General features: G+C 72.0%; 13 protein-coding genes. 7 read left to right on the top strand and 6 right to left on the bottom strand.

Annotated features, from left to right (window positions below; translation table 11 throughout):
* Window positions 1-26 precede the first annotated feature (26 nt).
* A complete protein-coding gene (gmd, locus tag AC6CKD_RS04585) occupies window positions 27-1,040 on the bottom strand; it encodes a GDP-mannose 4,6-dehydratase (RefSeq protein ID WP_498325252.1) in 1,014 nt (337 codons plus the stop codon).
* Window positions 1,041-1,698: 658 nt separating this feature from the next.
* On the opposite strand from gmd, the gene AC6CKD_RS04580 reads away from it, so the two are divergent.
* The gene (locus tag AC6CKD_RS04580; RefSeq protein WP_498325251.1) at window positions 1,699-2,664 is read left to right on the top strand and encodes a GDP-L-fucose synthase family protein; all 966 of its coding nucleotides are present in this window, start codon (window positions 1,699-1,701) and stop codon (window positions 2,662-2,664) included.
* 25 nt (window positions 2,665-2,689) lie between these two features.
* On the opposite strand, the gene AC6CKD_RS04575 is transcribed toward AC6CKD_RS04580, so the two are convergent.
* Window positions 2,690-4,165, bottom strand: a complete 1,476-nt coding sequence (locus tag AC6CKD_RS04575) for a sugar transferase (protein WP_498325250.1) — start codon at window positions 4,163-4,165, stop codon at window positions 2,690-2,692.
* Between the two features lie 381 nt (window positions 4,166-4,546).
* On the opposite strand from AC6CKD_RS04575, the gene AC6CKD_RS04570 reads away from it, so the two are divergent.
* Complete coding sequence (locus tag AC6CKD_RS04570; protein WP_498325249.1) at window positions 4,547-6,811, top strand: M4 family metallopeptidase; 2,265 nt, start codon at window positions 4,547-4,549, stop codon at window positions 6,809-6,811.
* Window positions 6,812-7,056: 245 nt separating this feature from the next.
* On the top strand, window positions 7,057-8,517 hold the full coding sequence (locus AC6CKD_RS04565; RefSeq protein WP_498325248.1) for a nitronate monooxygenase: 1,461 nt from the start codon (window positions 7,057-7,059) through the stop codon (window positions 8,515-8,517).
* 70 nt (window positions 8,518-8,587) lie between these two features.
* Here the strand turns inward: AC6CKD_RS04565 and AC6CKD_RS04560 are convergent, their stop codons facing one another.
* Entirely contained in the window at window positions 8,588-9,142 is a 555-nt protein-coding gene (locus AC6CKD_RS04560) for a hypothetical protein (protein WP_498325247.1), read from the bottom strand.
* Window positions 9,143-9,389: 247 nt separating this feature from the next.
* Entirely contained in the window at window positions 9,390-12,026 is a 2,637-nt protein-coding gene (gene glgP, locus AC6CKD_RS04555) for an alpha-glucan family phosphorylase (RefSeq protein ID WP_498325246.1), read from the bottom strand.
* A gap of 601 nt (window positions 12,027-12,627) precedes the next feature.
* Between glgP and AC6CKD_RS04550 the strand changes: the two genes are divergently transcribed.
* From AC6CKD_RS04550 to glgB, 4 genes are all read left to right on the top strand, one after another.
* The gene (locus tag AC6CKD_RS04550) at window positions 12,628-14,622 is read left to right on the top strand and encodes an alpha-1,4-glucan--maltose-1-phosphate maltosyltransferase (protein ID WP_498325245.1); all 1,995 of its coding nucleotides are present in this window, start codon (window positions 12,628-12,630) and stop codon (window positions 14,620-14,622) included.
* Window positions 14,619-16,313, top strand: a complete 1,695-nt coding sequence (gene treS, locus AC6CKD_RS04545; RefSeq protein ID WP_266904332.1) for a maltose alpha-D-glucosyltransferase — start codon at window positions 14,619-14,621, stop codon at window positions 16,311-16,313. Before AC6CKD_RS04550 ends, treS begins: the two co-directional genes overlap by 4 nt.
* Window positions 16,314-16,463: 150 nt before the next feature.
* The gene (locus AC6CKD_RS04540) at window positions 16,464-17,909 is read left to right on the top strand and encodes a maltokinase N-terminal cap-like domain-containing protein (protein ID WP_498325244.1); all 1,446 of its coding nucleotides are present in this window, start codon (window positions 16,464-16,466) and stop codon (window positions 17,907-17,909) included.
* A complete protein-coding gene (gene glgB, locus AC6CKD_RS04535) occupies window positions 17,864-20,230 on the top strand; it encodes a 1,4-alpha-glucan branching enzyme (protein ID WP_498325444.1) in 2,367 nt (788 codons plus the stop codon). The genes AC6CKD_RS04540 and glgB overlap by 46 nt, the downstream gene beginning before the upstream one ends.
* Here the strand turns inward: glgB and AC6CKD_RS04530 are convergent.
* Together AC6CKD_RS04530 and AC6CKD_RS04525 are read right to left on the bottom strand one after the other, a co-directional pair.
* Window positions 20,208-20,573 (bottom strand): thioredoxin family protein, encoded by a 366-nt coding sequence (locus AC6CKD_RS04530; protein WP_498325243.1) that lies wholly within the window; start codon window positions 20,571-20,573, stop codon window positions 20,208-20,210. The two genes, glgB and AC6CKD_RS04530, sit on opposite strands and share 23 nt — an antisense overlap.
* 28 nt (window positions 20,574-20,601) lie before the next feature.
* A complete protein-coding gene (locus tag AC6CKD_RS04525) occupies window positions 20,602-20,979 on the bottom strand; it encodes a MerR family transcriptional regulator (RefSeq protein ID WP_498325242.1) in 378 nt (125 codons plus the stop codon).
* Between the last annotated feature and the right edge of the window lie 176 nt (window positions 20,980-21,155).

Below are 21,155 nucleotides of genomic sequence, written 5' to 3'. Positions count from 1 at the left end.
GCAAATCGTAGGCGAAATATACGGCCTCAGCGGTCAATGCGGATGCTGGCGCCCGCCAGTTGGTCCTCGACCTGCCGGATATCGGAATCCACCATGATCCGGGCCAGTTCGGCCACCAGGACCGTCGGCTTCCAGCCGAGCAGTTCATGGGCCTTGGAGGCGTCGCCGATCAGGGCGTCGACCTCGCTGGGGCGCTCGTACTTGGGGTCGTAGCGCACGTGCTCGTTCCAGTCGAGACCGGCGTGGGTGAAGGAGGCCTCGACGAACTCGCGGACGGTGGCGGCGACCCCGGTGGCCACGACGTAGTCGGTGGCCTCGTCCTGCTGGAGCATCCGCCACATGGCGTCCACGTACTCCGGGGCGTAGCCCCAGTCACGGACGGCGTCGAGGTTGCCGAGGTACAGCTTCTCCTGGAGGCCCGCCTTGATCCGGGCGACCGCGCGGGTGATCTTGCGGGTCACGAAGGTCTCGCCGCGGCGCGGGGACTCGTGGTTGAAGAGGATCCCGTTGACGGCGAACATCCCGTAGGCCTCGCGGTAGTTCACCGTCGTCCAGTACGCGAACACCTTCGCGGCTCCGTACGGGCTGCGCGGGTGGAACGGGGTGGCCTCGTTCTGCGGGGGCGGGGTGGCGCCGAACATCTCCGAGGAGGAGGCCTGGTAGATGCGGGTGTCCACGCCGCTGGCCCGGATCGCCTCCAGCAGCCGCAGGGCGCCGAGGCCGGTCACGTCGCCGGTGTAGAGCGGGGCGTCGAAGGAGACGCGGACGTGCGACTGGGCGCCGAGGTTGTAGACCTCGTCGGGACGTATCTCGCGGAGCAGGTTCACCAGGGCGACGCCGTCGGAGAGGTCGGCGTGATGCAGTACGAAGGAACGGTTCTCCGTCTGCGGGTCCTGGTAGATGTGGTCGATCCGCTCCGTGTTGAAGCTGGAGGACCGCCGCACGAGCCCGTGCACCGTGTAGCCCTTGGAGAGCAGGAGCTCTGAGAGGTACGAGCCGTCCTGCCCGGTGACGCCGGTGATCAGCGCGGTCTTGCCCATTGGGTCCCCCTGGGGATCGTTGCGGTGCGGTCGTGGCTGCGCCCCGGAGTACGGGCCGGAGCTGTTCGGTTCGGGGCGGCTTCCCCGGGTGTGGCTCGGGGCGGCGCCCCGGGTGTGGCTCTCGGGGCACGGCCCCGCGTGTGGCTCGGGGTCACGCCTCGTCGTACGGGTCGGTGCGGGGTCCCGGGCGCGGCTCGGGACCGGGCCCCGGAGTCCGGCTCGGGACCAGGTCCCGCACTCGGGCTCGGAACCAGGCTCCGGAGTACGGCCCGGGACCAGGCTCCGGAGTGCGGCTCGGGGCCGCGCCCCCGGTGCGCGGACCGGCCGCCGGATGCGGAGTGGGGCCGGGCCCGGGGTCTGCGCGGGTCCGCCGCCAGGGGGCTGGAAACGGGTACCGGATGGGTACCGTACACGCTCCCCCCGGAGCCCCTGCCGCCGGATCGGGCCCCCTCGCCCCCTTGCGGGGCGGTATGTACCGGACTGCCCCGATCCGGCCCGAATCCGCCCTGCCCCCGGCCCGGAAACGCGGCCCGGAAACGCGGTCCGGGGCCGGGCCCGGGGCAGGCCCCGGGGCGGGGCGGCCCGGGGTGCGCGGCACCGGATCCGGGCCGGGGCTCCCCCGTAAGACCGCGGACAGCGGACTGGCATCATCGGCGGTATGACAAGTTCGCCGTTCCTGCCCCCGAACGCCCGTGTCTTCGTCGCCGGCCACCGCGGCCTCGTGGGGTCCGCGGTCGTCCGCCGACTCAGCGCCGACGGGTACGAGGTGCTCACCCGCGGCCGCGCCGACCTCGATCTGCGCGACGCCGCCGCGACCGCGGCGTACCTGCGGGACGTCCGGCCGGACGCCGTCGTCCTGGCCGCGGCCAAGGTCGGCGGGATCATGGCCAACAGCACGTTCCCGGTGCAGTTCCTGGAGGACAACCTCAAGATCCAGCTGAGCGTCGTCGCGGGGGCGCACGCCGCGGAGGTCGGCCGGCTGCTCTTCCTCGGCTCCTCCTGCATCTACCCCAAGCTGGCCCCGCAGCCCATCAGCGAGGACGCCCTGCTGACCGGGCCGCTGGAGCCGACGAACGAGGCGTACGCCCTGGCGAAGATCGCCGGCATCGTCCAGGTCCAGTCGTACCGCAAGCAGTACGGGGCCTCGTACATCTCCGCCATGCCCACGAACCTCTACGGCCCGGGCGACAACTTCGACCTGGAGTCCTCGCACGTCCTGCCCGCCCTCATCCGCCGCTTCCACGAGGCCGCGGCCGAGGGGCGCGAGGAGGTCACGCTGTGGGGGTCGGGGACGCCCCGCCGGGAGTTCCTGCACGTGGACGACCTGGCCGCCGCCTGCGCGGTGCTGCTGCGCGAGTACGACGGCGCCGAGCCGGTCAACATCGGCTGCGGCGAGGACCTGACCATCAAGGCCCTCGCGGAGACCGTCGCCGAGGTCACCGGCTTCCGGGGCAGGCTCGCCTGGGACACCTCCAAGCCCGACGGCACGCCCCGCAAGCTGCTGGACGTGACCCGGCTGCGCGGGCTCGGCTGGAAGCCCGCGGTCCCGCTGCGCGAGGGCATCGCCGCCACGTACGCCTGGTGGCGCGAGCAGAGCGACGGGCCGGCCCGCGGGCAGAGCTGATCCCGAGCGAGGTTCCCCCGGCGCCTCAGTACGCTCCGCGACCGTCGACCACGGCGCGGAGCGTGCGGCCCATGACGTCGACGTCACTGGTGAAGGACCAGTTGTCCACGTACTGCAGGTCGAGCTGGATCGTTTCGTCCCACGAGAGGTCGGACCGCCCGCTGATCTGCCACAGCCCGGTCATCCCCGGCCGCACCGAGAGCCGGCGCAGCTCGACCTCGTCGTACTGGGCCACCTCCTCCGGCAGCGGCGGGCGCGGGCCGACCAGTGACATGTTGCCCGCCACCACATTGATCAGCTGCGGCAGTTCGTCCATGGACGTGCGGCGCAGCAGCCGGCCCACCCGGGTCACCCGGGGGTCGCGGCGCATCTTGAACATGAGGCCGTCGTTCTCGTTGGCCCCGGCCAGCTCGTCCTTCCGCGCCTCGGCGTCCACGACCATCGTGCGGAACTTCCACATGACGAAGGGGACCCCGTCGCGGCCGATGCGTCGCTGCCGGTAGAAGGCGGGCCCGCGCGAGCCGAAGCGGATCGCCAGGACCATCGCGAGGAAGGCCGGCGACAGCAGGACCAGTCCGAGCGCCGCGCCCGCCCGGTCCAGTACGGACTTCAGCAGGGGCTGCATGCCCCGGCTCACCGGCGGCGCCACCCGCAGCATGGCCAGGCCGCCCGCGGACAGGGTCTCCAGCCGCTTGACGGAGACCTCCACCAGGCCGGGGAAGACCGCCAGTTCGAGCCCGGCGTCGTGCAGGGCCCAGGAGATCCGCCGCAGCCGCTCCCCCGCGAGCCGGGCCCCCGGCGCGACGAGCACCAGGTCGGCGCGGTGCGCGGCGACGGCGCCGAGCACGGCGGAGGAGTCCCCGTTCGGGGCCGGCGCCATCGCGGAGCCGAGCCGCGCGGCCACGGGCACCCCGCTGTCCAGCCCGCCGGGACCCACCGGGACCACGCCGACCACCACGTAGGGGTGGTCGGTGCGCGCGGCGAGGTGTCCGATGACGGATTCGGCGGCGTCGGGCTCGCCGACGACCAGCACCCGGCTCACCGCCTGCGCTTCGCGCCGTGCCGCGGAGAGGTGGCGGTAGGTCAGCTTGTGGCAGGCGACGGTGACGAGCAGCGCGGGTACGAGGGCGCCGAGGGCGGCCAGCCGGGGGGTGTTCTCCCCCGTGACCACGCGGGCCACGGCGAGTACGCCGATCAGAATCAGCCAGTCGTGTACGACGGGCAGGACTCCCCGGGATTCGCCGAGCGCGCGGCCCGCGTAGCGCCGGCGCATCAGCTGCACGCCGCTCCAGGCCAGGGCCGCGCCGAGCGCCCAGGAAAGGGGCCGGGCCTGCCCGGCGGCCTCGAAGACCAGGCCGACGGGGACTCCCGCGCCGATCAGGTCCGCGCCCACCGCGGCGGGCAGGTACCAACGGGCCTTGTCGCCGAGGCCCCGGGCCGGCATGGCCGACGCCCGGGCCGCTCTGGCCACTCTTTGCACAGGTATATGGACATGCCTCATGGGCCCCCCTGGCACGTGGTCAATGACGGTGCGCGAGTGTCCGCGGCTTCCCCAGGCTGTGGACGTCAGACGCACCGGGAAACAGTACGACAAACGCCAGTACGGTAAATGCCGTTTGCGGGAACCGGGCGTCTTGTTGCCCAAGCGTTAGCGGTCGGTAGTGCACATTCCGGATATTGGGCGCTCCCTTCTCATTCCAAAGTGAATGTTCCGCATACCGGATACGTCTCTTCGGACAACGAACGATTTCCGGCCAACATTTTGACGCGGCCCTGACATCCCAGCGCTCAGGTGGCACTCTTCGACCGTTCTTCGCACCAGCCCGATCTGCCCGGAGGCCCACCCAGCCATCCGGAACCCCCCTTGCAGAAGGAGTCTGCGTTGAGTCCCACCCCCCAGCGGCGCGCCACCACGGCCGGCGCGCTTGTTGCCGCGGCCGCTCTCCTCGCCGTAGGCATCCAGACCGGATCCGCCACCGCCGACGCCACCGCGTCGCAGGCCGGATCGGTCGCCCAGGCCAACCCCGGCGCGGCCAACCTCAAACTCAGCGCTTCGGAGCGTGCGACGCTCCTGGCCGAGGCCAACTCCACCACTGCGCAGGCCGCCAAGGGGCTCAGCCTCGGCAGCGGCGAGAAGCTCGTCGTCCGCGACGTCGTCAAGGACGTGGACGGCACCACCCACACCACGTACGAGCGCACCTACGACGGCATACCGGTGCTCGGCGGTGACCTGACCATCCACGCCAAGGACGGCGTCACCAAGAGCGTCACCAAGGCCACCCACCACGACCTGAAGGTGGACACCACCGCCACGGTCGCGCCGTCCGCCGCGGAGAGCCAGGCGGTCTCCGCCGCCAACGCCGAGGGTGCCAAGGACGCCAAGCCCACCAAGGGCGCCCGCAAGGTGATCTGGGCGGCCGAGGGAGCTCCGACCCTCGCCTTCGAGACCGTCGTCGGCGGCATCCAGCACGACGGCACGCCCAGCGAACTGCACGTGGTGACCAACGCCAAGACCGGCGCGAAGATCACCGAGTGGCAGGCCGTCGAGACCGGCACGGGCAACACGCAGTACAGCGGCCAGGTGACCCTCGGGACCACGCAGTCGGGCAGCGCCTGGAACCTGACCGACGCCCTGCGCGGCAGCCACAAGACGTACAACCTCAACCGCGGCACCTCCGGCACCGGCACGCTGTTCTCCGGACCGGACGACATCTGGGGCAACGGCCTGCCGGCCAACCTGGAGACGGCCGGCGCCGACGCGCACTACGGCGCCCAGGTCACGTGGGACTACTACAAGAACGTGCACGGCCGCAACGGCCTGCGCAACGACGGAGTCTCCCCGTACAGCCGGGTCCACTACGGCAACAACTACGTGAACGCCTTCTGGCAGGACTCCTGCTTCTGCATGACCTACGGCGACGGTGACGGCAACGCCAAGCCGCTGACCTCGATCGACGTGGCCGCGCACGAGATGACCCACGGCATGACCTCGGTCACCGGCAACATGACCTACTCCGGTGAGCCCGGCGGTCTGAACGAGGCGACCTCCGACATCTTCGCGGCGGCGGTCGAGTTCTACGCCAACAACCCGCAGGACGTCGGCGACTACATGGTCGGCGAGAAGATCGACATCCGCGGCAACGGCACACCGCTGCGCTACATGGACAAGCCGAGCAAGGACGGCTCGTCCAAGGACGCCTGGTACTCGGGCATCGGCTCGATCGACGTCCACTACTCCTCGGGCCCGGCCAACCACTGGTACTACCTGGCCTCCGAGGGCTCCGGCGCCAAGGTCGTCAACGGCGTGAGCTACGACTCGCCGACCTCCGACGGCCTCCCGGTCACCGCGATCGGCCGTGACGCCGCGTCCAAGATCTGGTTCCGCGCCCTGACCACCGGTCTGTTCAGGTCGAACACCAACTACGCGGCCGCCCGTACCGCCACCCTGCAGGCCGCTGCCGACCTGTACGGCGCCGGCTCGACCACGTACAACAACGCCGCGAACGCCTGGGCCGCCGTCAACGTCGGTCCGCGCATCGTGAACGGCGTCACGGTCACCAACCCCGGCAGCCAGAGCACCGTCACGGGCAGCGCCGTCAGCCTCCAGGTCCAGGCCACCAGCACCAACGCGGGTGCCCTGAGCTACGCGGCGACCGGCCTGCCGGCCGGGCTGTCGATCAGCTCCTCCACCGGCCTGATCTCGGGCACGGCCTCCACGGCGGGCACGTCCAACGTGACCGTCACGGTGACCGACTCGGCGAACCAGACCGGGACGGCGGCGTTCACCTGGACGGTCGGCACCTCACAGCCGAACGTCTTCGAGAACACCACCGACTACGCGATCGCCGACAACGCGACGGTCGACTCGCCGATCACCGTGAACCGCACGGGCAACGCCCCGAGCACGCTCAAGGTGGACCTGAACATCCTCCACACCTACATCGGTGACCTGAAGGTCGACCTGGTCGCCCCCGACGGCACCCTCTACAACCTGCACAACCGCAGCGGCGGCAGTGCGGACAACATCATCAAGTCCGTCACGGTCAACGCCTCCTCCGAGGTCGCCCAGGGCGTGTGGAAGCTGCGTGTCAACGACAACGCGAACCTCGACACCGGCAAGATCGACAGCTGGAAGCTCACGTTCTGACCCCCACCGGGGCCGTCCGTGAACCAGAGCTGAACCGCTAGACCACGGGGCCGCCCGGGAGAAGACCTCCCCGGGCGGCCCTGTTCCAATCCCGCGCCCCGCGTACCGTTAGCCCCCGCCGGACCGGGTCCAGCGCCCCTGAGGGCCGGGACCTTCGGCGCCCTTCGGCGGGCGGCTCCCGGGTCATAGTGGAATTCAGCGAACCTACGGAACCGTAGGTTCGGGTGATTCCGAGGACGTGACCCATGCCGCAGACCCCCACGACCGCCCCCGCCGCCCAGCACCCCTGGCTGATCCAGGGCGGCATGGGCGTCGGCGTCTCCGGCTGGCGGCTGGCCAGGGCCGTGTCCGGCGAGGGGCAGCTGGGCGTGGTCTCCGGGACGGCGCTGGACGTCGTACTGGCCCGCGTGCTGCAGACCGGCGACCCCGGCGGCCACGCCCGCCGGGCCCTGGCGGCCTTCCCGCTGCCGGAGCTGGCCCAGTCCGCCCTCGACCTCTACTTCCGCGAGGAGGGCCTCGCGGACGGCATGGCGATGCGCACCACCCCGCGACTGCGGGCGACGGGCGGCTCGCAGGCCGAGATCCTCACCGTCCTCGGCAACTTCGTCGAGGTCTGGCTCGCCAAGGAGGGACATGACGGTGTCATCGGCATCAACTACCTGGAGAAGATCCAGCTCGCCACGGCCCCCGCGATGTTCGGCGCGATCCTGGCAGGCGTCGACTACGTGCTCGTGGGCGCGGGAGTCCCCGGTCAGATCCCTGCCCTCGCCTCAAGGCTGGCGCGCTACGAACGCTGCGTGAACAAGATCCACGTGGACGGGGACGACGAGCCGCTGGAGCACCTCTTCGACCCCGCGGCCCTGCTCGCCGGGCACCTGCCCGGCCCGCTGCGCCGCCCCCACGTGCTGGCCATCGTCTCGCTGCCGGTCCTGGCCGCCTACCTGGCGCGGGACGAGACCACCCGTCCCGACGGCTTCGTGATCGAGACCAGCCAGGCCGGCGGCCACAGCGCCCCGCCGCGCGGCCCGATGAAGCTCGACGGGGACGGCGAGCCGGTCTACGGCCCGCGCGACAACCCCGATCTCGCCAAGATGGCGGCGCTCGGGCTGCCGTTCTGGCTCGCCGGCGGCCGGGCCGGCCCCGGCGCCGTGGCCGAAGCCCTCGCCGAGGGTGCGGCCGGGGTCCAGATCGGCAGCGCGTTCGCCCTGTGCGAGGAGTCGGGGATGGCCCGCCACCTGCGCGAGGATCTGCTGGACCGGGCCCACGCCGGCACCCTCTCGGTCCGCAACGACCCCCGGGCCTCCCCCACCTCGTTCCCCTTCAAGGTGGCGGACCTGCCGGGGACGGTCTCCGAGCCGGAGGTGTCCGAAGCCCGGCGCCGGGTCTGCGACCTGGGGTTCCTGCGCACTCCCGTACGGGGACCGCGCGGCCTGGTCTACCGGTGCGCGGCCGAGCCGGTGGCCGCGTACGTCCGCAAGGGCGGCGAGGCCTCCGACACCAAGGGCCGCCAGTGCCTGTGCAACGGCCTGCTGGCCACGATCGGGCTGGCCCAGCGACGGCCGCACGGCCGGGTGGAGCCCCCGCTGGTGACGATCGGCAAGGACCTGTCCTTCCTCCCCGCGCTCGCCCCGAACGCCGAGCCCTACACGGCCGCGGACGTGGTGCGCTGGCTCGCCCCGGGCGCGGACCGGCGTACGGCGGGCTGAGGAGCGCGGCGCGAGAAGGGCCCGGCACCCCCGAGCGGGGTGCCGGGCCCTTCCGGCTCACCGGCCGCGATCAGCCGACGGAGCGGAAGATCCGGTCGAGGAGCTCCGGCGTGGAGTCGGCCGCCGCGGCGGCGCGCCCGCCGATGCGGCGGTCCTCGTCGTCGCGCCAGTCGTCGCGGCCGTCGTGGCCGTCGTGGCGGCCGTCGTAGCCGTCCTCGTCGTCGCGCCAGTCGTGGTGGCCGCCCTGGTGGTGGTCGACCGGCTTGAAGTACACCGAGGCCACGGCCGTGTTCCGCAGCCGCTCGCCCGGCTCCAGCTCCGCCTCCGGCACCCCGCCGCAGCTGCGGTTGCTGTAGACCACCGCGAGGGACTCCGTCTCGTTCGTCACCTCGAAGGCCGGCCGGTTCTCGGTGGTGTGCGTCAGCCGGTAGCAGGTGTCGTTGTCGCCCGGGCGGATCTGCCCGTGGCGGCGGTCGCCGTCGTCGTCGGTGTACCGGTAGTACAGGGTTCCGAGGCGCTCGCGGTCGTCGGCGTCGTTGGCGTAGTTGGCGTACGACAGCCCGGCGGTCGGCAGGACCAGCGCGAGGGCGCCTACGAGTGCGGTGGCGGTGGTGCGAAGACGCATGGGGGGAGTCCGTTTCTCGGGTTCCTCGGGTTCCTCTGATGCCCGGTGCGGTGGCATCCGCGGGCAGCGTAGGAGCGGACGGCCACGGAGAAACGGTTCGGCACGGCAGCGCGTTCGAAGGTTCACCCTCACGGTCCCCTCGCCGCTCGAACGCCCGGACGCCCCGGATCCGCGTGGGATCCGGGGCGTCCGGGTGCGGCGTCCAGGTGGGACGTCCGGTGTGCGGCATCCAGGTGCGGCGATGCCGTCAGCGCAGCACCACGCCGCCCCCCGCGTCCGTGTCCACCGGCCCGGCGACCAGGCCCAGTTCGGCCGGGGTCGCCAGCAGCGGGTGCGCCGGCAGGATCCGTACGGTGTAGCCGAAGGGCCCCGTACGGTCGAGGGCGAGCGGGCCCTCGTACAGCCAGCGGCCCTCCAGGTCGGGTCCGCCGGCGGGCTTGAGCGGGAAGGCCCGCCCGTCCCGGATCACGTCCTGCGCGTCGACCCGGCCCGCGACGGCCTGCACCTCCACGTCCTCGGGAGCCAGGGCGTCGAGGGAGACCTGCACGCGCAGGGTGAGGGTGGCCCCGAGCTCGGCGGTGCCGCCGACCGGGCCCGCGGTCAGGGCCTCCACGTGCTCGACGGTGAGCTGCGGCCAGGCCGCCCGGACCCGCCCCTTCCACCAGGCGAGGTCCCGCGCCGCGTCCGGGGTCAGGGCCCGGTGGGAGAGCGCGGCCGGGGCGTAGAGCCGCTCCACGTACTCCCGCACCATGCGGCCCGCCAGCACCTTGGGCCCCAGGGAGACGAGGGTGCGCCGGACCATCTCGATCCACCGCACGGGGAGTCCGGCCTGTCCGGCCCGGTCGTAGAACCGGGGGGCGACCCGGCCCTCGATCAGGTCGTAGAGGGCGTTCGCCTCCAGGTCGTCGCGGCGGTCCTCGTCCGCGCCGAGTCCGTCGGCGGTCGGGATGGCCCAGCCGAAGTCCGGCTCGAACCATTCGTCCCACCAGCCGTCCAGCACGGACAGGTTGAGGCAGCCGTTGAGCGCCGCCTTCATTCCGCTGGTGCCGCAGGCCTCCAGGGGGCGCAGCGGGTTGTTCAGCCAGACGTCGCAGCCCGGGTAGAGCTTCTGGGCCATGGCCATGCCGTAGTCGGGCAGGAACACGATCCGGTGGCGGACGCGGGGGTCGTCCGCGAACCGCACCAACTCCTGGACGAGCCGCTTCCCGCCGTCGTCGGCCGGGTGCGCCTTGCCCGCGACCACGATCTGCACGGGCCGGTCCGGGTCCAGCAGCAGGCGGCGCAGCCTGTCGGGGTCGCGCAGCATCAGCGTGAGCCGCTTGTAGGACGGCACCCGGCGGGCGAACCCGATGGTCAGCACGTCCGGGTCGAGGACGGAGTCCACCCAGCCCAGTTCGGCGTCGGCGGCCCCGCGCTGGCGCCAGGAGGCCCGCAGGCGGTCCCGTACCTCTTGTACGAGCTGCTCCCGGAGCACCCGGCGCAGGTCCCAGACGTCCTGGTCGGGGATGTCGGCGACGGCGTCCCAGCGCTGCGAGCCGCCGACGGAGAGGGCGTCCTCGGTGCGGCCGGCGCCGATCTGCTTCGCGCCGAGCTTCACCACCTCGGGCGCCACCCAGGTCGGGGCGTGCACGCCGTTGGTCACCGAGGTGATGGGCACGTCGGCGGGGTCGAATCCCGGCCACAGCCCGGCGAACATCTCACGGCTGACGGCGCCGTGCAGGGTGGAGACCCCGTTGGCCCGCTGGGCGAGGCGCAGGCCCATCACCGCCATGTTGAACACCCCGGGGTCGCCGCCGGGGTACGTCTCGGCGCCGAGCGCCAGGATCCGGTCGACGGGTACGCCGGCCAGTTCGCCGCCCTCGCCGAAGTGGCGGGCGACCAGGGCCCGGTCGAAGCGGTCGATGCCGGCGGGGACGGGGGTGTGCGTGGTGAACACGGTGCCGGCCCGGACGGCTTCGACGGCGGCGTCGAAGCCGAGGCCCGGCCGCCCCTCCAGTTCTCTTATGCGCTCCAGTCCCAGGAACCCGGCGTGGCCCTCGTTGGTGTGGAAGACCTCGGGGTCGGGATGCCCGGTGATCCGGCAGTAGGCGCGCACGGCCCGGACCCCGCCGATGCCGAGGAGCATCTCCTGCAGCAGCCGGTGGTCGCTGCCGCCTCCGTAGAGCCGGTCGGTCACCTCGCGGGCGACGGCGTCGTTGTCCTCGACGTCGGAGTCGAGGAGCAGCAGCGGCACCCGGCCGACGCGGGCCTGCCAGACGTGTGCGTGCAGGGCCCGGCCGCCGGGCAGGCTCAGGGACACCCGCGCGGGGGTCCCGTCCTCCTCGCGCACCAGCGCGACGGGCAGTTCGTTGGGGTCGAGCACCGGATAGTGCTCCTGCTGCCAGCCGTCCCGGGAGAGGGACTGGCGGAAGTACCCGTGCCGGTACAGCAGTCCGACACCGATGAGGGGGACGCCGAGGTCGCTGGCGGCCTTGAGGTGGTCCCCGGCGAGGATCCCGAGCCCGCCGGAGTACTGGGGCAGGGCGGCGGTGATCCCGAACTCGGGCGAGAAGTAGGCGATGCCGGCGGGCAGCTCCGCGGCGGCCTCGTGGCTCTGGTACCACCTCCCGCCGTGGACGTAGTCATCGAGGTCGGCGGCGGCGACGGCGAGCCGCCGCAGGAACCGCCGGTCCCCGGCGAGCTCGGCGATCCGCGCGGCGGACACGGTGCCGAGCAGCCGGACGGGATCCCCGCCGGCGGCTTGCCAGCCCTCGGGATCGACGGATTGGAAGAGTTCACGGGTCTCGGCGTGCCAGGACCAGCGCAGGTTGCGCGCGAGGTCGGCGAGCGGCGAGAGGGTCTCGGGGAGGACGGGGCGCACGGTGAATCGACGGATAGCCTTCACGCGTTCCACCTTCGCAGGGGATTACGGATCGGAGCGGCCGCACCACGCTGTGCACCGCGAGCGTCACCCTCGGAAGGCTAGCGCCCGCCTCCCTCCCGGACCATGGCGCCTCCAGCGGCCCTCCGCCGGCCGCCCCCGCCGACTGCCGGGCGCAGCCCCGGCCGTTGGCACCCGGGTCACGGCGGACGCGGTCCCGCGTCCAGCCGCTCGGCAGGTCGCCCGCTTCCAAACCGTCCGGGCCGGTACCGCGCGCCGGAGCGGCGCGGGCGGCGGACATGCGGTAGTCGTATCCGAGTTGACGGAGCATCGGAAGGTGTCGAGCCGCCGGGCGCGGGCAGGCGTTCCAGTACGTACGAGTAGTTAACCGAGCACGCGGGTTGGGGCGGGCTGGAGTGGGAAGGGCTCCTCGGGTACAGCGCACGGCGCACCCCGGAACCGCCTCCCCGCCACCCGAGTGAACGCGGACAGGAGCGGCCATGCCCGCAGCCCAGCCGTCTTCCGAGCAGCTAGAAACAGAGCGAACAGAGCGTGCACTACCAGCCGCCATGCCGGCTGGCCTGTTGTCACCGAGCCCTGCGAACTGCCCCCAGGTGATCCCATCATGATCGGTCGCATTCCCGTGCTGGACGTCCGCCCCGCCGTCGACTGCGGCGTCAGACCCGCCAAGGCGGTCGTGGACGAGGTATTCGAGATTTCCGCCACCGTGTTCCGCGAGGGGCACGACGCCGTGGCGGCCCATGTCGTGCTCCGAGATCCGAGCGGGCGGCTGCGGCCCCCCGTGCCCCTGTCCGAACTCGCTCCCGGCACCGACCGGTGGGGGGCGCGGGTGTCCGCCGACGTCGAGGGCAGGTGGACGTACACCGTCGAGGCGTGGAGCGACCCGGTGGGCACCTGGCGGGCCCACGCGGCGGTGAAGATCCCGGCCGGGATCGACACCGGGCTCACCCTCCTGGAGGGCGCCGAGCTCTACGAGCGCGCCGCCGCCAAGATTCCCAAGCGCGACGGCCGCGAGCACGTACTGGCCGCCGCGGACGTGATGCGCGACGAGGACCGGCCCGTTGCCGAGCGGTACGCGGCCGCCCTCGGTCCCCGCATCGACGCGCTGCTCGCCAAGCGCCCGCTCCGGGAGCTGGTGACGGCCTCCAAGCCGCTGCCGCTGCTGGTCGAGCGCAAGCGGGCCCTCTTCGGCTCCTGGTACGAGATGTTCCCCCGGTCGGAGGGGGCGGTGCTGGTGCCCGGCGAGGCTCCCGTCAGCGGGACCTTCCGGACCGCCTCGGAGCGGCTGCCGGCCGTCGCCGCGATGGGCTTCGACGTGGTGTACCTGCCGCCGATCCACCCGATCGGGAGCACGTACCGCAAGGGCCCGAACAACACACTATCCGCGGGGAGTTGGGACCCGGGTGTGCCCTGGGCCATCGGTTCCACCGAAGGCGGCCACGACGCCGTCCACCCCGAGCTCGGCACCCTGGAGGACTTCGACGCCTTCGTCGCCAAGGCCCGGGAGCTGCGCATCGAGGTGGCGCTCGACTTCGCCCTGCAGTGCTCCCCGGACCACCCGTGGGTGGAGAAGCACCCGGAGTGGTTCCGCCACCGCGCCGACGGGACGATCGCGTACGCCGAGAACCCCCCGAAGAAGTACCAGGACATCGTCCCCGTCCACTTCGACGCCGACATGGCCGGCATCGTCGAGGAGACGGTGCGGATCCTGCGGCACTGGATGGAGCACGGCGTCCGGATCTTCCGGGTCGACAACCCGCACACCAAGCCGGTGGTCTTCTGGCAGAAGGTGATCGCGGACATCAACAAGTCCGACCCCGACGTGATCTTCCTGGCCGAGGCCTTCACCCGCCCCGCGATGATGCGGGCCCTGGCCTCCGTCGGCTTCCAGCAGTCCTACACGTACTTCACCTGGCGCAACACCAAGGCCGAGCTGACCGAGTACGTGACCGAGCTCGCCGACACCCGCTCCGCCTCCGTCATGCGGCCGAATTTCTTCGTCAACACCCCCGACATCCTGCACGCATACCTTCAGCACGGCGGCCGCCCCGCCTTCGAGATCCGCGCGGTCCTCGCCGCCACGCTCTCCCCGACCTGGGGGGTCTACGCCGGTTACGAGCTCTGCGAGAACACCCCGGCCAAGGAGGGCAGCGAGGAGTACCTGAACTCCGAGAAGTACGAGCTGCGCCCGCGCGACTGGGCCGCCGCCGACCGCGAGGGCCGCACCATCGCCCCGCTGATCACCGCCCTGAACCGGCTGCGCCGGCGCAACCCCGCGCTCCAGCAGCTCCGCGACATCCATTTCCACCCGACCGACAACGAACAGGTGATCGCCTATTCGAAGCACGCGGGGAGCAATTCCGTACTGGTGGTCGTCAACCTCGATCCGCACCACACCCACGAGGCGACGGTCTCGTTGGACATGCCGGTACTCGGCTTCGACTGGCACGGGTCCCTCGCGGTGCGCGACGAGCTCACCGGCGAGACCTATCACTGGGGCAGGGCCAACTACGTGCGCCTGGAACCGGGCCGCACGCCCGCGCACGTACTGGCGGCTCTGCGACCGTCCCCGCCCACCGGAGGGTCACCCATCTCATGATGATCAACGATCCCGTCCCCGACACGTTCGAGGACACCCCCGCCAAGGACCGCGACCCCGACTGGTTCAAGCGGGCGGTCTTCTACGAGGTCCTCGTACGGTCCTTCCACGACAGCAACGGCGACGGCGTGGGTGACCTCAAGGGGCTCACCGCCAAGCTGGACTACCTCCAGTGGCTCGGCGTCGACTGCCTGTGGCTCCCGCCGTTCTTCGCCTCGCCCCTGCGCGACGGGGGCTACGACGTCGCCGACTACACCTCCGTGCTGCCCGAGTTCGGCGACCTCGCCGACTTCGTGGAGTTCGTGGACGCGGCGCACACCCGCGGCATGCGGGTGATCATCGACTTCGTCATGAACCACACGAGCGATCAGCACGAGTGGTTCCAGCAGTCCCGCAAGGACCCGGACGGGCCCTACGGCGACTATTACATGTGGGCCGACAACGACAAGCAGTTCCAGGACGCCCGCATCATCTTCGTCGACACCGAGACCTCGAACTGGACGTACGACCCGGTCCGCAAGCAGTACTACTGGCACCGGTTCTTCTCCCACCAGCCGGACCTCAACTACGAGAACCCGGCCGTGGTCGAGGAGATCGTCTCCGCGCTCCGCTTCTGGCTCGACCTCGGCATCGACGGCTTCCGCCTCGACGCCGTGCCCTACCTGTACGCCGAGGAGGGCACCAACTGCGAGAACCTGCCGCGCACGCACACCCTCCTCAAGGCGGTCCGCGCCGAGATCGACGCGCACTACCCGGACACCGTGCTGCTCGCCGAGGCCAATCAGTGGCCCGAGGACGTCGTCGACTACTTCGGGGACTTCCAGAAGGGCGGGGACGAGTGCCACATGGCCTTCCACTTCCCCGTCATGCCGCGCATCTTCATGGCGGTGCGAAGAGAGTCCCGCTACCCCGTCTCCGAAATCCTGGCGAAGACCCCGGCGATCCCGGACCGCTGCCAGTGGGGCATCTTCCTGCGCAACCACGACGAGCTCACGCTCGAAATGGTCACGGACGAAGAGCGCGACTACATGTACGCCGAATACGCCAAGGACCCGCGGATGCGGGCCAACATCGGCATCCGGCGCCGCCTCGCCCCGCTGCTGGACAACGACCGCAACCAGATGGAGCTGTTCACCGCCCTGCTGCTGTCGCTGCCCGGTTCGCCGGTGCTGTACTACGGCGACGAGATCGGCATGGGCGACAACATCTGGCTCGGCGACCGCGACGGCGTGCGCACGCCGATGCAGTGGACCCCGGACCGCAACGCCGGTTTCTCCTCGTGCGATCCGGGCAGGCTGAACCTGCCGGTCATCATGGACCCGGTCCACGGGTACCAGGTGACCAACGTCGAAGCGGCGATGGCCTCACCGTCCTCGCTGCTGCACTGGACCCGCCGGATGATCGAGGTCCGCAAGGCCAACCCGGCCTTCGGACTCGGCTCGTACACCGAACTGCCCTCGACGAACCCGGCGGTGCTCGCCTTCCTGCGGGAGTACGGGGACGACCTGGTGCTGTGCGTGCACAACTTCTCGCGCTTCGCGCAGCCCACCGAGCTGGACCTGCGGTCGTTCAACGGGCGCGTCCCGGTGGAACTCACCGGTGACGTCCGCTTCCCGCCGATCGGCGAATGGCCGTACCTGCTGACCCTGGCGGGCCACGGCTTCTACTGGTTCCGCCTGCGTTCGGAATAGCGGCCGGCCCGGGGCGGGCGCGGCGAATGGGTCAACCGCCCGCCCCTGTACGGATCATCCTGACCCGACACTCGCACACCGGAGAAGCAACCAGCGTGTTCCGGGACACAATGCGCATTCTTTGACGGCCCGGGGAAAGGACGCGACGCCATGTCGGAGGCTGCATCCGCCCGGGATCGGCTCGCCGCCGTCCGGGCCGCCGGGCTCGGGCTCGGTCCACTGGAGCCGATGCTGCGGGCCTGGCTGCCCGCGCAGCGCTGGTTCGCGGGCAAGGGCCGTGCCATCGGACGGCTCAGGACCATCTCGGCGGCCGAACTGCTGCCGCCGGGCTCCGCCCCCGGACTGCTGCACCTGCTGCTGGACGTGGACGGGGACTGCTACCAACTGTTGCTCGGCATCCGCCCGAACCCGCTGCCGCCGGCCCTCGCGCCCGCGCTGATCGGCCGCGCCGAGCAGGGCCCGTACGCCGGCCAGTCGGTCTACGAGGGGCTGGGCGATCCGCGGCTCGCCTCGCTGCTGCTGGAGCGGCTGCGCTCCCCCGGCACCCTCGGCCCGCTGCGCTTCGACCGGGATCCGGCCGCCGTGATCCCCGAGGCGCCCACCCCCCGGCCGCTGTCCGGGGAACAGACCAACTCCTCGCTGATCTACGGGGATGCGTACATCCTGAAGATCTTCAGACGGGTCGGCCCCGGGGTCAACCCCGATCTGGAGCTGCCCCGGGCGCTGGCCGCCGCCGGCTGCGCCCGGGTGCCCGCGCCGGTCGCCTGGTACGAGGCGGAGCTGCCCGGCTCCGAACCGCTGACCCTGGGCGTGCTCCAGCCGTACCTGCGGGGCTCCGACGACGGCTGGCAGCTCGCGCTGCACCGGCTGCGCACCGGGGCCGACTTCACCGCCGAGGCGCACGCGCTGGGCCGGGCCACCGCCGAGGTGCACAGCGCGCTGGCCGGGGCCCTGCCCACCGTCGCGCTGGGTCCGGAGCAGACGGCCCGGCTGGCCGCCGGCATGACGGCCCGGCTCGCCGCCACCGCCCGCGAGGTACCGGCCCTGCGCCCCTACGAGGCGGGGCTGCGCGGGGCCTTCGACGCGCTGGCCGCCTCCCGCGGGGCGGGGGTGCCCGCCCAGCGCATCCACGGGGACCTGCACCTGGGCCAGACCCTGCGCACCGCGGACGGCAGTTGGGCGCTGATCGACTTCGAGGGCGAGCCGGCCCGGCCGCTGGCCGACCGCCGCCGCCCCGAGCCGGCGGTCCGGGACATCGCCGGGATACTGCGCTCCTTCGACTACGCGGCCCGCTCGCACCGGCCGTTCGCCCCCGCCTGGGCGGACGACTGCCGGGCCTCCTTCTGCGAGGGCTACGCCCGCACGACCGGCCGGGACCCGCGCGAGGACCCCGTGCTCCTGCGCGCCTACGAGACCGACAAGGCGGTGTACGAGGCCCGCTACGAGTCCCGGCACCGCCCCGACTGGCTGCACGTGCCGATGGCGGCGATCCGGCGGCTGTCGGAGCCGCAGCGTCCCGGCGTCCACCGCACGCGTCCCCCCGTCCCCGGATCCACCGCCCCCCACCCGAAGCCCCCGAGGAGGCCGCTCGCGTGAGCGCCGCACGACAGCCGTCACCGACCGTCCGCGACGAAGCCAAGACCGCCGCCGGCGATGCCGCCGGCACCGCCGCCGAACCGGGCGTGAAGAAGCCCCGGGCCCCCAGGGCCCGGCGGGCCGCTCCGGCGCGCGGGGTCCGGCCGGTGCCGGCGCTGGGCGCGGAGGAGCGGGCCCGGCTGCTGGAGGGCCGCCACCACGATCCGCACGGGGTGCTCGGGGCCCGCGCCCAGCGGGGCGGGGTGTCCTTCCGGGTGCTGCGTCCGTACGCGAAGGCGGTCACCATCGTCGCCAAGGGGCTGCGGGCCGAGCTCCTCGACGAGGGCGACGGGCTGTTCTCCGGGCTGCTGCCGCTGGCCGGGGTGCCGGACTACCGGCTGCTGGTGACGTACGACGGCGACGAGGTGGAGGTCCACGACCCCTACCGGTTCCTGCCCGCGCTCGGCGAGCTCGACCTGCACCTGATCGGCGAGGGCCGGCACGAGGAGCTGTGGACGGCGCTCGGCTCGGAGCCGATGGAGCACCAGGGCGTGGCGGGCACCCGGTTCACGGTGTGGGCGCCGAACGCGCAGGGGGTGCGGGTCAGCGGGGACTTCTCGTACTGGGACCCGGTCGCCTTCCCGATGCGCTCGCTCGGCGCGACCGGCGTCTGGGAGCTGTTCCTCCCCGGTGTCGGCGAGGGCGCCCTGTACAAGTACGACATCACCCGCCCGGACGGCTCGCACACCCTGCGCGCCGACCCGATGGCGAAGCACGCCGAGGTCCCGCCGGCCAACGCCTCGGTGGTGACGGCCTCCTCCTACACCTGGCAGGACGCCGAGTGGATGGCCTCGCGCGGTGAGCGCCCGCCGCACCAGGCCCCCTTCTCGGTGTACGAGCTGCACCTGGCGTCCTGGCGGCCCGGCCTCTCGTACCGGCAGCTGGCCGAACAGCTGCCGGCGTACGTGACGGAGCTCGGCTTCACGCACGTGGAGCTGATGCCGGTCGCCGAGCACCCCTTCGGCGGCTCCTGGGGCTACCAGGTCACCGGCTTCTACGCGCCGACGTCCCGGATGGGCACCCCGGACGACTTCCGCTTCCTGGTGGACTCGCTGCACCGGGCCGGGATCGGCGTGATCGTCGACTGGGTGCCGGCGCACTTCCCGCGCGACGACTGGGCGCTCGCCGAGTTCGACGGACGGCCGCTGTACGAGCACCACGACCCGCAGCGGGCCGCGCACCCGGACTGGGGGACCCTGGAGTTCGACTACGGGCGCCGGGAAGTGCGGAACTTCCTCGTGGCCAACGCCGTGTACTGGTGCCAGGAGTTCCACGTCGACGGGCTGCGCGTGGACGCGGTGGCCTCGATGCTCTACCTCGACTACTCGCGCGGCGAGGGCGAGTGGACGCCCAACGAGCACGGCGGGCGGGAGAACCTGGACGCGGTGGCGTTCCTCCAGGAGATGAACGCCACCGTCTACCGGCGCTGCCCGGGCGTGGTGACGATCGCCGAGGAGTCCACGGCATGGCCGGGCGTCACGCAGCCCACCGACGGGGGCGGGCTCGGCTTCGGCCTGAAGTGGAACATGGGCTGGATGCACGACACCCTGCGCTACGCCTCGAAGGAGTCGGTGCACCGCAAGTACCACCACCACGACATGACCTTCGGAATGGTCTACGCGTTCAGCGAGAACTACGTGCTGCCGATCTCGCACGACGAGGTGGTGCACGGCAAGGGCTCGCTGGTGTCGAAGATGCCCGGGGACTGGTGGCAGCAGCGGGCGGCACACCGGGCGTACCTGGGCTTCATGTGGGCCCACCCGGGCAAGCAGCTGCTCTTCATGGGGCAGGAGTTCGCGCAGGGCTCGGAGTGGTCCGAGACGTACGGCCCGGACTGGTGGCTGCTGGACTCCTCGTACGCGGCCGCCGGTGACCACCGGGGCGTGCGCAGCCTCGTGGGCGACCTGAACCGCGGCTACCGGGCGGCTCCCGCCCTGTGGGAGCGGGACACGGTGCCGGAGGGCTTCGCGTGGGTGGAGGCGGACGCGGCGGAGGACAACGTCTTCGCCTTCCTGCGGTTCGCGCAGGACGGCTCGCAGCTGCTGTGCGTCTCGAACTTCTCGCCGGTGGTGCGCCACGGGTACCGGCTCGGTGTCCCGGAGGAGGTCCCGCTGTGGCGGGAGGTGCTCAACACCGACCAGCAGCTCTACGGCGGCAGCGGCGTCCACCACACCCAGCCGCTGCGCCCCGAGCCGGTGCCCGCGCAGGGCCGGCCGGCGAGCCTGCGCCTGACCCTCCCGCCCCTGGCCACGCTCTGGCTCAGGCCGATGCCGCGGCGGTAGTCCCGAGCACCCCTTCCAGCTCCTGGAGGAGCCTGCGCTTGGCGCGGGCTCCGACCAGTTGCAGGACGGGCTCGCCGTCGCGGAAGACGAGCAGGGTCGGCATGGACAGCACCCCGTAGCGCGCGAGCGTGGCGGGGTTGGTGTCCGCGTCGATCTGGACGACCTTGAGGCGGTCGGCCTCCTCCGCGGCGACGGCGGACAGGACGGGTGCGAGCCGGCGGCACGGGCCGCACCAGGCGGCGGTGAACTCCACCAGGACGGGCCTGCCGCGCTCGGCCAGCACCTGTGCCTCGAAGTCCTCGTCGGTCACTTCGGCCACACCGTGAGCCTTCTGGTCCTTCATCGTGCTCTCCCCTCTCGTCCCGGCCGGATCAGCCGGTCATCTCGCATCTGGGCTGTGCCGCTTCGGCTTCCGCGAGCTGGCTCGCGACCTGGTCGCGCACGGCGCCGAGCCGGCCGATCAGACCGTCCAGTTCGGTGAGCTTGCGCCGGTAGACGGCCAGTGAGGCCGGACAGGAGTCGCCGGCCGGATGCCCGGCGCGCAGGCATTCCACGAACGGGCGGGTCTCCTCCAGGTCGAAGCCGAAGTCCTGGAGCGTGCGGATCTGGCGGAGCAGCCGCAGGTCGTCCTCGTCGTAGGTGCGGTAGCCGTTGCCGTCGCGCCGCGCGGGCAGCAGTCCCCGTGACCCGTAGTACCTGAGCGTCCGGGTGCTGGTGCCCGCACGCTCGGCCAGTTCGCCGATTCGCATGGCCCCGACGGTAATCCTTGCCGTCGACGTCAAGGCAAGGAGATCCCGTGTGGGGATCGTGCACGGGTCTACCGCTACCGCGGCCGGAAACGTACGCTGGGAAGTGGATCACCGATCACCCCGATTACCGGACAGTCGCAGAGAAAACCGACTAAAGCCCTTAACTTCATAGGACG

The organism is Streptomyces sp. GQ60 (genome assembly GCF_059758875.1).
The sequence above is the reverse complement of the archived record's forward strand: the minus strand, read 5'-3'. Positions and strand labels throughout refer to the sequence as shown.